Raw genomic sequence first — 14,860 nt, 5'->3', positions numbered from 1 at the left:
GAACGGTCGTTTCGACCTCCGTTTCTTAACGTTTGCGAAGCTACCGATCTCGAAAGTATAGCATTGTGACTCGTCGAGAGCGGCAGGAGAGACATTCGTTCCAGCCACCGATACGGTTCGAAACACTTTATTTTACTATATTGGGCCAGAAGAATTGGACAAGGGAGAGGATTTCGACTATGCGTATGACGATGTGGAGAAACGACGCCATTATCAGCTTCGATAACCACGCCTGACAATTTATGTACCGACGAAATCACGCGTGATCTATCCATGGATTTCGCTCGACGACTGGTGCCGACAGCTATCCGACGGCGGTACGCCGTCAAGTTCGGAATCGCGCTGTTGATTCTCGGACTCTCCGTCGGTCTCATCGGATACGCTGCAACGGGGGCAATTACCAACCAGGTGGAGGATCGGGTGCAGAACGACCACGCGTCTGCAGCGGGACAGGAAGCACAGAGCCTGCAGATGTGGAACGAGCAGAACGAACACACGATCAGTACGATCGCCAGATCGGACGTCGTCGCAACTGACGATACGGACGCGATCCAACAGCGGTTCCTCGACTGGGAGGAACACCTAGACGCCGACACGTTCGACATCTCCTACGTCGATACCAGCAACGACACGGTCACGGCAAGCACCAACGCGGAGCTTCGTGGGACGACCGCAACCGAGATGGACAACGTCGACGCGAGCGCCTACGAGGAGGCGACCACGAACGTTCCGTGGGTCTCCGACGCCTACCTCGCTGAGGGCGACCTCGGCGAGGAGACGACGGTGATCACGTACGTCCAGTACTCGCCCGAAACCGAGGATCGAGCGATCGTCTACACCGCCGACCTCGAGGCCTACGCGAACCAGCTCCAAGACGACGAGGGGGTCACGACGATGGTTGTCGACGGTGACGACGAGATCATGCTCGACAACGCCGGCTACGGCGGCAACCACTCGACGCTGGGGACCGCCTACGCCGGCAACGGTAGCCTGTTAGAGTCCGCACGGACCGAGGGTGCGACGACCCAGCAGATCGATAGTTCCACACTCACCTTCGATAACGACGCCTACGGGTTCGGATCGGACGGCTACGACGAGTACGTCACGAGTTCCGCACGCGTGTTCGGCACCGACTGGGTCGTCGTGACCCACGAGCCCGCCGATCAGGCCTTCGGGTTCGTCAACGCGGTCAACCAGTACGGGATCTACGCGACGATCCTCGGCGTCCTCATGATCGGCATGGTGGGTGCCGTCCTCGGCCGGAACACCGCCGTCTCCATCGACCGACTGACCGACAAGGCCGGCCAGATGGAGGAGGGCAACCTCGACGTCGACCTCGAGACGAAACGGATCGACAACATCGGCCGGCTCTACAACGGCTTCGACTCGATGCGTGACGCCCTTCGCGAACAGATCCGCGAGGCCGAAGCCGCCCGCGAGGAGGCCGAACAGGAGCGCGAACGCGTCAAAGAGATCAACGACCACCTCGAGGAGAAGGCCGCCGAATACTGTGCGGTCATGGGCGACGCCGCCGACGGCGATCTCACCGCCCGGGCAGACGCCGACAGCGACAACGAGCAGATGCAACAGATCGGCGAGGACTTCAACGAGATGCTCGACGAGATCGAGCAGACCATCGCCGAACTCAACCGGTTCGCGACCGACGTCGCGACTGCCTCCGAACAGGTGACCGCCTCGAGCGAGGAGGTCCGCTCGGCCTCCCAGCAGGTCACCGAATCGATTCAGGAGATTTCCGACGGTGCGGACCGACAGAACGAGTCGCTACAGTCGGTCAACCAGGAGATGAGCGGCCTCTCGACGACGACCGAGGAGATCGCCGCCTCCTCGAACGAGGTCGCCGACATCGCCGAACGGACCGTCAACACCGGACAGGAAGGGCAGGAAGCCGCCCAAGAGGCGATCGCCGCCATGGAAGAGATCGAGACCGAGTCCGAGTCGGCCGTCAGCGAGATCCGCCGGCTCGAGGAGGAGGTCCAGCAGATCGACGAACTGATCAACACCATTTCCGAGATCGCCCGCCAGACCAACATGCTGGCGCTGAACGCCAACATCGAGGCCTCCCGCTCCGCGGGCGGCAGCAGCGACGATGAAGGGTTCTCCGTCGTCGCCAAGGAAGTCAAGGCACTCTCGGAAGACGTCGCCGAGGCCGCCAACGAGGCCGAGGACCGCCTCGAGGCGATCCGCGATCGGACCGAGCAGTCCGCGGCCGAGGTCGAGGGCACGAGTAGCGACATCGAGAACGCCAGCCGGCAGGTCCAGGAGGCAGTCAGCGCGCTCGAGGAGATCGCCGACCTCGCCAAGGAGACCAACGTCGGTGTCCAGGAGATCTCCGCGGCGACCGAAGAGCAGGCGGCTTCCACACAGGAAGTCGTCGCGATGGTCGACGACGCGGCCACGATCTCCGAGGAGACGACCTCCGAGGCCGAAAACGTCGCTGCCGCCGCCGAGGAACAGACCACTGCACTGACCGAGGTCACCAAGTCCGCCTCGAGTCTCTCCGAACAGGCTTCGCAGCTCTCGGAAGCGCTCGACCGATTCGACACCGAGATCGACCTCGCGGACGTCGAACTCGAGTCGGCGTTCGACGTCGATACGGAACTTGGCGAGACCGAATCCGAGTACGCGGTCGACGACGCGGCCGACGAACAGGAACAGGGGATTACCTTCGATACCGACGCCGACGACGCCGAGACGGCGGCAAGTCCCGGCATCGGTGACGACGACGCGCCCGCGGCCGACGCCGAGCCGACGGACGACGACAACGACGGGGACGCCCTCGAGGCGACGCAATCGAGCGCCGACGAAACGGACGCCGAGCCCGCGACCGCGCTCGAGGACGCCGACACCCCCGAGGAGATCGGTGCCGAGGAGATTCTCGGCATCGAGGACGAAGCGGCGGCGGAGCCGCTGACGGACGCCGACGAAGCGACCGCGACCGACGATGTGGATCCGCTGGCCGACGACGAGTCAGCCGAGCCGCTCGGCGGCGACACCGAAACGGATCCGCTCGCGGACGACGGCGAGACGGACGACCCGCTGGCCGACGCCGACGAACCGGATCCGCTGGCCGACGACGGTGAGCCGGACGACCCGCTGGCCGACGACACGGAATCGGCGACCGAGGGCGAACCCGCGGCCGACGAGAGTCCCGGATTCGAAGTCGACGAGGAAGCCGACAGCGACGATGCGGCCGCCGAACCGCTCGAGCCGGTCGACGACGCCGATACCGACGAAGGAGACGCTGCCGACAGCGAAACCGACGACGACAACGACGACGTCTTCACGTTCGGCACGACCGACGACGAGTAACGACGATCGATCGGCGGCTCCGGACCGGAACCGCTCGAGGTGACGATGGCAGCCGCCGCGGCTGTCGTCGTCGTTCGCTACCTTTTTGACTGCAGTCTGGAAAGGAATCGGCATGCTCACCGTGCGGGCCCCCGCGACGAGTGCGAACCTCGGGAGCGGCTTCGACGTCTTCGGCGTCGCTCTCGGGACGCCCGCCGACGTCGTCCGGGTCGAACGCGCACCGGAAACGACGATCTCGGTCACCGGTGCCGGCAGCGAGTACATCCCGGAAGACCCCGAGAAGAACACCGTCGGTGCGGTTGCGAAGGCGCTCGACGCCCCCGCTCGCATCCGAATCGACAAGGGGGTCCGTCCCTCGTCGGGGCTGGGGTCGTCGGCCGCGAGCGCGGCCGCCGCGGCCGTCGCCCTGAACGCCCTGTACGACCGCGGTCGCTCCCGGGAGGAACTCGTGCCGATCGCCGCCGAGGGCGAGGCGCTCGTCTCCGGCGAGGCCCACGCGGACAACGTCGCACCCTCGCTACTGGGCGGGTTTACCGTCGTCACCGACGACGGGGTCACGCAGGTCGACGCCTCGGTCCCCGTCGTCGTCTGCCTCCCCGATATCTCCGTCTCCACGCGCGATGCGCGCGGCGTGGTCCCCGAGTCGGCGACGATGGACGAACTCGTCGATACCGTCGGCAACGCCGCCACGCTGGCCGTCGGCATGAGCCGGAACGATCCCGATCTCGTCGGCACGGGGATGGCCGACACGGTCGTCACGCCCGAGCGCACCAAACTCATCGACGGCTACGACCGGGTTCGGGAGGCCGCCCTCGAGGCGGGCGCGACCGGCGTCACCGTCAGCGGAGCCGGCCCCGGGATTCTGGCGGTCTGTCACCGGCAGAATCAGCGGGCGATCGCCTCGGCGATGGTCGACGCCTTCGACGCCGCCGGCGTCGAGAGTCGGGCCTACCAGACGGCTGTCAGCCAGGGGGCGACGCTGTACCGGGACGGCTCGTAGCTCGGCGATGGGAACCCGAACCGACGCGGTACTTGCGTCGATCTCGCTGGCCGGGTTCGTGATCGCGTTCGCTCACGTCGGCTCCCCGCTCTCGATATCCTGTTTTGTACTCGGCTGTGTCGGGACGCTCGGTTTCGAGCTGGTGGCGTTCCAGTACTACGGGACGGTCCGGGCGTACTGGGAACGCAGGCCGGTCCAGCTCGCGGCGCTCGCGCTGTCGTTCGGTATCGTCGGGCTCGGCGTCGCGTTCGCACCGACAGCCGTCTTCTCGGCGGGGATCGGAACGCTAGTGACGTACCTGCTGTTCCTGTTCGCCGTCGTCATATCGCGTGCTATAGTAGTCGTTAGAATTTTCAGCCCAGAGTGTGTACGCGTAGGCAATGGATCACCTCGACGAGATCCCCGTCGAAGACCTCCAAGACGCGCTCGACAACGTCGAGGGGAACAAACCGACACAGCGGCTGTTAGCTGCGATTGCGTACAAAAACGGCGTTACGCAAACTGAGCTTGCCGAGTGGTACGGTACCGGCCGTCGAACCATCTACAGCTGGCTGATGCGACTGGATACGGACGAACCGCTCGAGCAAGCTGTGGTTGATGCTAAGCGAACCGGGAGAAAGCGAAAGCTCTCGGATAGACAGCAAGAAGAGTTCGAGCAGACTGTGCACGAGCCACCGACCGAGGTCGGCTACGACGCGCCGGCGTGGACGCCGGCGCTCGTCCAGCAGTTTCTCGAAGAAACCTACGGCGTCGAGTACTCCTATCCGAGTTGCCGGCGGTTGCTGAAAGAAGCGGGGCTCAGCTATCAGAAACCCCGCCGTTCAGCCGCTGAAGCCGATGAAGACGAGCAAGAAGAATTTCACGAGGAGTTCAAAAAAAGCGGCGGGAGATGGACGCCACCGTAGTCTGTATCGATCAGACCAAGAAATCCGTCCAGGTCGAGCCGCGTGCCGCGTGGTTTCCGCGCGGCACGCGCCCAAGCGTCGACCTCTCCGGACAGCGCGACTGGACGTGTCTGTTGGGCGCGATCACCGAGGACGGTGATCGCTTCTTCTCCCGGTTCGAAGAGTACGTCACCGCCGACCACGCGAAACATTTCATCTTAGCATTATGTGAAGAGTTCGAGGATGACTTGCTCGTGGTGCTGGATGGTGCGCCGTACTTCCAGGCGTCGGCCGTCACGGACCTGGCGGCCCGTGACGACCTCGCCTTCGTGACGCTGCCAGCGTATTCGCCGGAGCTCAACCCGGTCGAAGAATGCTGGCGACAGCTACAACAGGCACTCAGCAACCGATTCTTCGACTCACTCAACGAGTTAACAACGGCGATCGACACCGCTCTCGACCAACTCTCTGTTCCAAAAGTGAGCAATTATTTCTAACGCCTACTATAGGTAGTCGACCGCTCCGGGCAGTTCGTCGAATCGAACCGCCGTAACGACCGTCTACCACCTGGTAGGCCGCCGATTACGGATCGGAACTCGACTGATAACTATCCGTGACTGTCAGGAATCGATGCCCGTATGCGGGGGGAGTTCGACGCGCCGCGGAGCGGGGGATCACTGAGGATCGAGCGGGATGCCGAAACGTCGTCCGGCGTCCCGACGGATCGGGGTCGAGGACAGACACACCTGCTCGGCTACGTGTTGCTCGTCGGTATCGTCGTCGTCGGATCCGGCGCGGTCCTGTTGTTCGGCGGTTCCGGCCTCGAGGCATCCGAATCGGCCGTCGAGATCGAACACGCCGAGCGCTCGCTGGTCGAGTTCACGCACGCAACCCGGACCGCGGCCGAAGCGGGCGGTGATCGGGTGCCGGTGACGATCGAGGGGCTCGATCGCGGAACGCTCGAGACGCGAGCGGACGCCGGCCGCCTGCGGATCGTCCGCGAGGACGGTTCGGGGACCGAGGTGTTGTACGACGAACCGCTCGGAGCGGTCACGTACGCCAACGGCGACACCGAGATCGCGTCCCAGGGTGGCGGCGTGTGGCGGTCCGACGGGGATGGGACCGTCGCCGTCTCCGCGCCGCCGCTCGAGTACCGGGACGGATCGCTGTGGTTCCCCGTCGTTCGGGTCGGCGAGACGCGGACTCGCGGGAACGCCATCGACGGCGTCGTGAACCGGACGGGACCGCCGACACGCGTCGGCAGGGGCGACGACGGGGCAGAGAGCGGCGACGTACGGCTCGAGGTCGAGAGCGCCTACTGCGAGGGCTGGCAGCGCGAGATCGAATCGACGTTCTCCGGCGGAGTCACCGAGCGGTGTTCGGCGGGACGGACCGACCGCGTTCGGTTCGAACTGACCGACCCGCCCGACATCGGCGGTATCGATACCGCCATCGCCGCACACGAGGTCGACATCCACCGAAACGCGCCGCCGATCGAGGGTGATGTCGACGCGGCCAGCGTCGACGACGATCGGGTCAACGGGAGCGTTTCCGGGACGGACTACGACTATCCGTCGGTCGATAGCTACGTCTCCGACCGCGTCGCGGCGTGTGAACGAACGGGGTTCGAGGAGTCCGACGACGTCCTCGAGGGCGGTCGCTACTGCGTCGAGACGCTCGAGGACGGGCACACGTTCGATACGTCCGACGGGGAGATCGAGGTCGTGGTCCGGGACGGGATCGACGTCCGGGGCGACGATCTCCGTCACGTGGGCGAGAACGACCTAACTCTCCTCGTGGACGGGCCGGTTTCCGTCGGCGGAAACGCCGTCGTCGGGAACGACTCCGACCCGGGCCGAACGCAGTTGCTCGTCTCCGACGATGGAAATGTCACGACCGCCAGAGGGACCCCGACGGTCGCGGGACTGGTCTACGCGCCGGACTCGAGCGTCTCGCTGCAGGGAAACCCGACGGTCCGGGGCGGCATCGTCGCCGAGCGCGTCGCGGTCGGCAACGTCAGACCCGGTGGAGTCGCGTACGACGAGCGGATCGACGCCGCGGAAGTCGCCGTCACTGGACCGCGGCTCCGGCGTCTCGGCGTGACCGCCTACGAGGTATCGCTCGAGGAGTAACCGAAAAACGAGCGGTCGACGAAACCGAGTCGATGCCGATCAGACGCCGCGGTCCTGCAGTTTCTCTTCCTCGGGAAGGTCGGCGTTCGCGTCGCCTTTCATTCCCTTGCCGAGGTTCTTCGAGATGTCGGCCAGTCGCTCGGGGTCGTCCCAGTTGTTCGTCGCCTCGACGATCGCCTCGGCCATCGCGGGCGGGTTCTCCGCGCCGAAGATCCCGCTGCCGACGAAGATGCCGTCGCACTCGTGGTGCATCATCAGGGCGGCGTCGGCCGGCGTCGCGATGCCGCCGGCGGCGAAGTTCACCACTGGAAGCCGACCCAGTTCGGCGGTCTCGTGGACCAGTTCCGCGGGCGCTTCGATCTCGCGGGCGTAGGCCTCGCGTTCCTCGTGGGTCATCCCTTCGAGTTCGCGGATCGCGCCCTTGATCGTCCGCTGGTGGTGGACAGCCTGGTTGACGTCGCCGGTACCGGCTTCGCCTTTGGTGCGGATCATCGCCGCGCCCTCGTTGACCCGGCGCAGTGCCTCGCCGAGGTTGCGCGCGCCACAGACGAAGGGCGCAGTGAAGTCACGCTTGTCGATGTGGTAGGCGTCGTCCGCCGGGGTCAGGACCTCCGACTCGTCGATCATGTCGACACCGATCGCCTCGAGGATCTGTGCCTCCTTGGTGTGGCCGATCCGGGACTTACCCATCACCGGGATCGAGACCTCGTCGACGATCGCCTCGACGTCGGCGGGGTCGGCCATCCGGGCGACGCCGCCGCGTTTGCGGATGTCGGCCGGAACGGCCTCGAGGGCCATCACGGCGACCGCGCCGGCGTCCTCGGCGATTCGGGCCTGTTCTTCGTTGACGACGTCCATGATGACGCCGCCCTTCTGCATCCGCGCGAACCCGCGCTTGACGAGATCGGTCCCGCGTCGTAGTTCTTCGAGATCGGCTGGTTCCGACATACTGCGCGCTTAGGAGTCGTCGCACTTACGCGTGTTCTTTGGGAACGGTCCGGCCGCGGACCTCGAGATCGTTTGCCTCGCCCGGCGGTCGATCGCCGCCGTTGCGCCGTCGGCCGTCGGATCGCTCGCGAGACGTTCCCGAGGCCGGCTGCGGTCACGGACCCGACCAATGCTCGAGGCAGCGCGTGCCGGTTCGGAGACCGCTACTGTTTTGCGGGTGCCGTCCGTCGCGCCGGACGATGACCGCGTCGACCCGGACGGCGGAGCGCGAACGTGGCGACGAGGAGTCGCTCCCGGCCTATCTCGCGCCGGTCCCGAGAGCGCTCGAGGACCTCGGCCTGCGCTTTGCGTGGCTGGTCGTAGCGATCAACCTCGCGGGGACGGCCTTTGGCTTCTGGTACTACTCGGGACAGTTCGCCGGGACCGCAACCGCGCTGTGGCCCTGGGTGCCCGACAGCCCGCTCGCGACGCTGTTTATCGCGCTGGCGATCGCCGCCTGGAAACTGGGTCGCGAGCAGCCGTGGCTGACCGCGCTCGCCTTTTTCGGCAACGTCGTGTTGGGCCTGTGGACGCCGTACACGCTGCTTGCCTTTGCCGACTCCTACGCGTCCCTCCCCGTCTGGATGTATCACTTCCTCTTCTGGAGTCACCTCGCGATGGTCGTTCAGGCCTTCGTCCTCCACCGGATCAGCGACTTCCCGGTGTGGGCCGTCGGCGTCGCCGCCGTCTGGTACTGGAGCAACCTGATCGTCGACTACTTCGTCCCGATCGTCGGCGAGCCCCACCACACGATCATCCCCGTCGAGCGCGCGAAGGCGATGTTTCTCGAGGCCGACGCGCTGGGCGTGATCGCCGCCGGCGAGGTCACGTTCGTCCTGCTGGCGCTGTTTCTCGCGCTCGCGATCCGGGTGCAAAAACTCGAGCGATCGCGGGCCGCGAACGGGTAGCAGTCGCGAACGGCGCTCGCATCCGCGAAACGACGAATCGGGAGACGGCGGTGCTACTCGAGGATAACGACCGCCGACTCGGTCTCGATCATCTCGCCCTCGCCGGAGTAGGTCCGCTCGAGTTCGACTTCGAAGAGGTCGTCCTCGAGTTCCTCGCCGGCGACGCGCAGCACGCGACCCTCTCGCGGCTCATCGCCGCTCGAGTTGTCCGCGGAGCGTGGCTCCGCGCCATCGTCGATCTCGTACTCGCCGCTCTCGATACCGCTGTCGATCTCGCCGACCTTCGAGCCGAACTTCGGCCCGAGCGTGGAGTAGTCGAGGTCGATCGCGGCGACCTCGGTCGAGATTTCGGGCTCGTCCTCGAGCAGCGTGAGATCCCGCACGTGCATCACGTTCCGGATCGCGTCCTCGAAGCCGTCGACCGGGCCGTAGACCGACACCGACTCGAGGTCGGCGTTCAGCGGGAGCTGGTTCTCGCTTTTGTAGCGGCGCAGCGCGGAGATAACCTCCATCGCGGTCTCGCCGGCCTCGAGGTCGGCCTCGTACCCCTGCGGGTCGGGCCAGTCGCGGACGTGGATGCTGCTGTCCTCGAGGGCCGCGGGATCGTCGCTGTAGACGGCCTGCCAGATCTCCTCGGTCGCGTGGGGGAGGAACGGCGCCCACAGCTCGAGGAAGGTCCGGTGGGCCGTCCGTAGCGCGTACTGGGTCGAGGGGTTGTCCTCGCGGGTCTTGGCGATCTCGAGGTAGTCGTCACAGAACGTGTTCCAGAAGAACGTTCGCAGGCGGTCGCGGGCCTTCGCGAACTCGTAGTCCTCGAAGTGGGCCGTGAGATCCGCGACGGCGTCGTCCAGTTCGGCCAGCAGCCAGCGGTCGATCGCCTCGAGGTTGGCGGGTTCGTCAGGCTCGCGCGGTGCGAGGGTGTCGACGAGCTTCGAGGCGTTCCAGAGCTTCCGGAGGAGTTTCTCGCCCGCGGTCAGGTCCTTCTCCTGGTACGGGAAGTCGTCGCCGACGGCGGCGCTTGCGGCCCAGAACCGGACTGCGTCGACGGGATACTCCGCCAGGACCTCGTCAGGGGCGACGATGTTTCCTCTCGATTTCGACATCTTCTCGCGGTTCTCGTCCAAGACGTGGCCGTTGATCATCGTCGCGTCGAAGGGCACCTCGCCGGTGTGTTCGTAGCACTTGACGATGGTGTGGAACAGCCAGAAGGAGATGATGTCGTGGCCCTGCGGACGGAGATCGAAGGGGTAGAGTTCGGGGTTGTCCATGGTGAACGCCCCGCTGTCGGCGTCCCAGTCCCAGCCCGCGTTGATCAGTGGCGTCAGCGAGGAGGTCGCCCACGTGTCGAAGACGTCGTCTTCCGGAACGAAGTCGTCGGCCCCGCACTCGGGACAGCTATCGACCGGGGGCTCGTCGGAGAGCGGATCGACCGGAAGGTCTTCCTTCTCGGCCATGACCTCGTGGTCGCAGTCGGCGCAGTACCAGACCGGGAACGGGATCCCCGAGTCGCGCTGGCGCGAGATCAGCCAGTCCCACTCGAGGCCCTCGATCCAGTGCTGGTAGCGAGAGAACATCTTCTCCGGGTACCAGTCCATCTCCCGGCCGGCCTCGAGGTACTCTTCCTTGTGATCCAGGATCTCGACGTACCACTGCTTGGAGACGCGGTACTCGACGGCGGTGTCACAGCGTTCGTGGACCTGAACCGCGTGGGTGATCTCCCAGCGGTCCCTGAGAGAGCCCTCGTCCTCGAGGTCCTCGACGATTGCCTCGCGGGCCTCCTCGGTTGACATGCCCTCGTAGTCGCCGGCGAGGTCGGTCATCGTCGCGGACTCGTCGATGGCGACACGAAGCGGCAGGTCGTGGGCCTGGTACCACTCGATGTCGTTCTGGTCGCCGAAGGTACAACACATCACGACGCCGCTGCCTTTCTCCATGTCGACGCGCTCGTCCTCGATGATCGGCACCTCGTGGCCGAAGATCGGGATGCGAGCGGTCTCGCCGATCAGGTCCTGGTTCTCCTCGTCGTCGGGGTGGACGAAGACGGAGACACAAGCCGGGATCAGCTCGGGTCGTGTCGTCGAGATGATGAATTCTTCGCGGGGGGCGTCGTCGCCGACCAATTCGAACGCGATGTCGTTGAAGTGCGAGCCCCGCTCGTCGTCTTCCATCTCGACCTGCGAGATGGCCGTCTCGCACTCGGGACACCAGATCGCGGGCGCCTTCTTCCGGTACTCGCGGCCCTTCTCGTAGAGGTCGAGGAAGGACAGCTGGGAGATCCGCTGGACGCGCGGTTCGATCGTCTTGTAGGTGTTGTTCCAATCGATCGAGGTCCCGAGGTTCTGCATCTTCTCCGTGAACTCGGCCTCGTACTCCGTACAGACCTCGCGGCAGAGTTCCTGAAACTCCCGGCGCTCGTAGTCCTGATGGCGAATGTCCAGCTCCTTCTCGGTCAGGCGCTCGCTCGCGATCCCGTTGTCGTCGTAGCCGAAGGGAAAGAGGACGTCGCCGTCGGCCATCCGCTGGAATCGCGCGGCGAAGTCCTGCAGGGTCGAGCCGTAGAGGTGGCCCATGTGCAGGCTGCCCGAGACCGTCGGCGGCGGCGTGTCGATCGCATAGACCGTGTTGGGGTCGCGCTTCTCATCGCCGTCGTAGGCGTAGACGTCCGAATCGACCCAGCGCTCCTGCCAGCGCGACTCGACCGCCTCGGGGTCGTAGCCGCCCTCGAGGCTCGGCTCGTCGGTCCGGTCCGTACTCATGCTCTCACCGCCCGTCGCGGGCGTCGGCGTTCCATCGTCGAACTGTCGGATTGGCTATCGTGCATAAAGCGGTCGTTGCTCGGTGAATGCTGGTCGGCGACAATACATCCGTCGAAACGGGGTGGGAGGCGGGGGCTAGGACGCCCCTACGAAAACGGTGTCGCGCGCCCCTTCACGGCGGCCGAACGCGACCGCGACGGAGACTGGCATGTCCGTCACTTCGGCCGGCGATCCTGATAGCACTTTCGTCGTCGACTCGAGCGTCCGACCGAGTCGACGGCGACCCCGTCCGCGGTCGGCTCAGTTCTCGCCGTCGTCGGAGTGGGCGCGCACCCACAGTTCGCCGATCCGGGAGAGTCGCGTCCGGTAGGACTTGCCGTGTTCCTCGCGCTCGATGTAGCCCTTGCCGCCCGGCCCCAGCCGGTCGACGTTGTAGATGACCTTCGAGCGGAAGCTGTCGGTGTATTCCTCGTTGAGTTCACGGGCCAGCGACTCCGCGAGTTCCGAGACGGAGTCGAACTCGCCGTCCTCGCCGAGCTTGTACAGGATGAGTTCCTCGAAGGGTTTGACGTTCGAGAAGGAAGCGACCGGTAACTCGACGATGTGTTTGCCATCGATCTCCTTCGCGCCGATCGTCGTCCCGCGCTCGTCGAACTCGGCCAACAGGTTCCGTGCGCTCTCGAGTCGCGTCTGGATCCGGTCGTCTTCGGGATCGTCGTCCTCGCGAAGGTCCTCGAGCAGGGCGATCTGCTCGCGCAACTCCTCGGCGAGTTCCGTCTCGAGGTACTTCTCGGGGGCGGTGTAGTAGGTGTGGATCCCCTCGCGGTCCTCCTCCCGTTCGACCATCAGCGAGTGGGCGGCGTTAGCGAAGGCGAAACTCACCGTCCGGGGCATCGCGGCGACGTTGACCCAGACCTCGTTGCCGGCGTCCAGTTCCGCAGTAATGAGTTCGTAGGCCTGCTCGAAGGCGTCGTCGTAGTCGTAGACGTCCTCGAGGACGAACCGATCGGTGTCGGCCCCCAGCAGGTTCTTGAAATCGGTCTCGAGTTTCTGAGAGAGGTGCCGGGAGTACTCGACGTTGGCCTCGCTCCCGACCGCGCCCTCGAGCAGAATGACGCTGTCGACGTCGATCTGATCGCGGACCAGCGGCGCGATCAGCCGGTCGTAGTCGAAGCCGACCGGGACGATGTGGGTTTGCATACGTGGTACGTAGCAATGCTATTTATAAAAGTGCAGTCTTTAGATCATCGGTCTACACCCGGTGATTCCGATTTTCTACCGGTCGAGACGTTCTGAGATCGTATTCGGAGAGTCTATAGCGATGTCCCCGCCCGGATCTCGTAATCCGTAATCGCAGCTGCATCCTCTCCCATACCCGTATACTGCACGCTAAAGGCCCATGTCTCCCCTGCTCCGAGATTATTCACGTTGTCGAGGAAACTATCCGCTAAGGTATCCCCTTCATAGAATTTTACTTCGACTTCCGCATAGGAGAGTTCACTCCCGCTCACGTTTTCAGCTTCTCCGTCAACTGAAACGGTTTCTGCCATTCCTCCCTCATTTTCTCGGACCAATTCGTGATTCAGCAATTCTACGTCATTTGAGGAGCCATTATTACCGTTCCCGTTACCGTTGCCATTTCCGCCCTCAAAATCACCTTCGTCGCCTGAGCAACCAGCTAATCCTACTGCGCCGATCACACCTGCTGTCGTCGTTAAATAGGTTCTTCTATCCATTTCTCTTTCACATGGCAACCAATCCCTATTATACTTTATGACATTTCTATACGGAAGTAATATTGATTTATTTTAATTTTTGAATTGAGTATATAGCAGAACAACTAGTCTCGAGCCCATCTGTTTATGAGTGAAACGCAGTTAGGTGTCTAACTAATCTGCAGAAGATGACCGTTATTCGACGAGCGGCATGATGATCCCGAACACGAACGGCGACGCGAATCCGATCGCGAAGCCGACGAGCGCCATCGCGAACAGCAGGGAGTTCTCCCACTGCGGGAGCGAGCCAAAGAGGGCGTGGCCGACCAGTTCGGTTCCCGTGCCGACGACAAAGAGCGCGAGGCCGACAAAAAAGCCGGTCTTCGTCAGTTTCGAATAGTTCCGACCGCCGTAGTGTGCCATGGTTGGGTGATCACGCCCCGATCACCTAATTATTACGACAGAGCGACGGTCAGTCGCCGTCGGACTCGAGGTCGAGCCCCCGGAACAGGTCGACGATCGCCTCCCGGTCGCGGGCCGGATCGACGTCGAGGGCGGCCGCCAGCAGGTCCGACTCGGGGGCCTCGAGCGGGAGGAGGCCGCCGGCCAGCGTGTAGGACTCGCCGTCGGGCCAGACCGCAGCGTGGACCTCGGCGTCGATGGTCACGGAGTCGTCATCGGGCGTCCCGCCGTCGGTCGCCGCGTTCGAATCGATCGGGTACGCGGCCTCGAGGACCGTCAGGTGGCCGATGGCCCCGTCGGGCCGGTCGATGTACTCGTTTGCGCGTTCCGCGCCGACCTTGATCCCGTCGTCGGCGAGTGTCTCGACGACGCCGTCACGGGCCTTCGGGGCGGCCAGCTCGAGGGCGTCGCCGGGATCGAGCCCGATCGCCGAGAGGGAGGGGGTAATCTCGAGGTCGACGGTGAACAGCGACCGAGCCGGCACGTCGCCGTCGGTGCGGAGCCGCTCGAGGGCGTCGGCGGTCGGCCGGTGTTCGAAGACGGCCGTCTCGGCGGTGATCGTCGCCAGCGAGAGGCTCCGGTCGTCGGTCCGGCCGCCGACGTGGTGCCAGTCGTCGGCCACTGCGGGCGGCAGATCGATAGCCATCGCCGACGGGTACGACGGCGGGGCGGTTCAGCGTGGCGGT

Annotated in this window: 11 protein-coding genes; 5 read left to right on the top strand and 6 right to left on the bottom strand. The window is 64.7% G+C overall.

Annotated features, from left to right (window positions below; genetic code table 11):
• Positions 1-273 precede the first annotated feature (273 nt).
• The 4 genes from NATPE_RS02920 (at position 274) to NATPE_RS02900 (ending at position 7,346) form a co-directional block, all read left to right on the top strand.
• Complete coding sequence (locus NATPE_RS02920; protein WP_006180787.1) at positions 274-3,330, top strand: methyl-accepting chemotaxis protein; 3,057 nt, start codon at positions 274-276, stop codon at positions 3,328-3,330.
• 112 nt (positions 3,331-3,442) lie between these two features.
• Positions 3,443-4,330, top strand: a complete 888-nt coding sequence (locus NATPE_RS02915; protein ID WP_006180786.1) for a homoserine kinase — start codon at positions 3,443-3,445, stop codon at positions 4,328-4,330.
• 380 nt (positions 4,331-4,710) lie between these two features.
• Positions 4,711-5,711 (top strand): IS630 family transposase gene (locus NATPE_RS20945; protein WP_086009782.1). Its coding sequence is split into 2 segments (ribosomal slippage): positions 4,711-5,200 and positions 5,200-5,711, totalling 1,002 coding nucleotides; the frame shifts between segments, so codons are not numbered across the junction.
• 141 nt (positions 5,712-5,852) lie between these two features.
• Entirely contained in the window at positions 5,853-7,346 is a 1,494-nt protein-coding gene (locus NATPE_RS02900; protein WP_006180782.1) for a DUF7289 family protein, read from the top strand.
• 39 nt (positions 7,347-7,385) lie between these two features.
• On the opposite strand, the gene pdxS is transcribed toward NATPE_RS02900, so the two are convergent.
• Positions 7,386-8,294 carry a pyridoxal 5'-phosphate synthase lyase subunit PdxS gene (gene pdxS, locus NATPE_RS02895; protein ID WP_006180781.1) on the bottom strand — a complete coding sequence of 303 codons (909 nt, stop codon included), beginning with the start codon at positions 8,292-8,294 and terminating at the stop codon, positions 7,386-7,388.
• Positions 8,295-8,533: 239 nt separating this feature from the next.
• On the opposite strand from pdxS, the gene NATPE_RS02890 reads away from it, so the two are divergent.
• Entirely contained in the window at positions 8,534-9,241 is a 708-nt protein-coding gene (locus NATPE_RS02890) for a DUF1405 domain-containing protein (RefSeq protein ID WP_006180780.1), read from the top strand.
• Positions 9,242-9,294: 53 nt separating this feature from the next.
• Here NATPE_RS02890 and NATPE_RS02885 read toward each other — a convergent pair whose 3' ends face one another.
• The 5 genes from NATPE_RS02885 to NATPE_RS02865 all read right to left on the bottom strand — a co-directional run bounded on the left by NATPE_RS02885 (position 9,295) and on the right by NATPE_RS02865 (position 14,820).
• Positions 9,295-11,997 (bottom strand): valine--tRNA ligase, encoded by a 2,703-nt coding sequence (locus NATPE_RS02885; RefSeq protein WP_006180779.1) that lies wholly within the window; start codon positions 11,995-11,997, stop codon positions 9,295-9,297.
• A 300-nt stretch (positions 11,998-12,297) separates the two neighbouring features.
• On the bottom strand, positions 12,298-13,197 hold the full coding sequence (locus tag NATPE_RS02880) for an HFX_2341 family transcriptional regulator (protein ID WP_006180778.1): 900 nt from the start codon (positions 13,195-13,197) through the stop codon (positions 12,298-12,300).
• Positions 13,198-13,310: 113 nt separating this feature from the next.
• Positions 13,311-13,733: an FxLYD domain-containing protein gene (locus tag NATPE_RS22090; RefSeq protein ID WP_152422571.1), complete on the bottom strand. Its 423-nt coding sequence runs from the start codon at positions 13,731-13,733 to the stop codon at positions 13,311-13,313.
• 174 nt (positions 13,734-13,907) lie between these two features.
• Positions 13,908-14,135, bottom strand: a complete 228-nt coding sequence (locus tag NATPE_RS02870; RefSeq protein ID WP_006180776.1) for a DUF7860 family protein — start codon at positions 14,133-14,135, stop codon at positions 13,908-13,910.
• A gap of 49 nt (positions 14,136-14,184) precedes the next feature.
• Positions 14,185-14,820, bottom strand: a complete 636-nt coding sequence (locus NATPE_RS02865; RefSeq protein WP_006180775.1) for a hypothetical protein — start codon at positions 14,818-14,820, stop codon at positions 14,185-14,187.
• Positions 14,821-14,860: the final 40 nt, after the last annotated feature.

Origin of the sequence: Natrinema pellirubrum DSM 15624, from assembly GCF_000230735.2 — an archaeon.
GTDB lineage: Archaea > Halobacteriota > Halobacteria > Halobacteriales > Natrialbaceae > Natrinema > Natrinema pellirubrum.
Note: the sequence above shows the minus strand (reverse complement) of the source record. Positions and strands in the feature narration are given on the sequence as shown.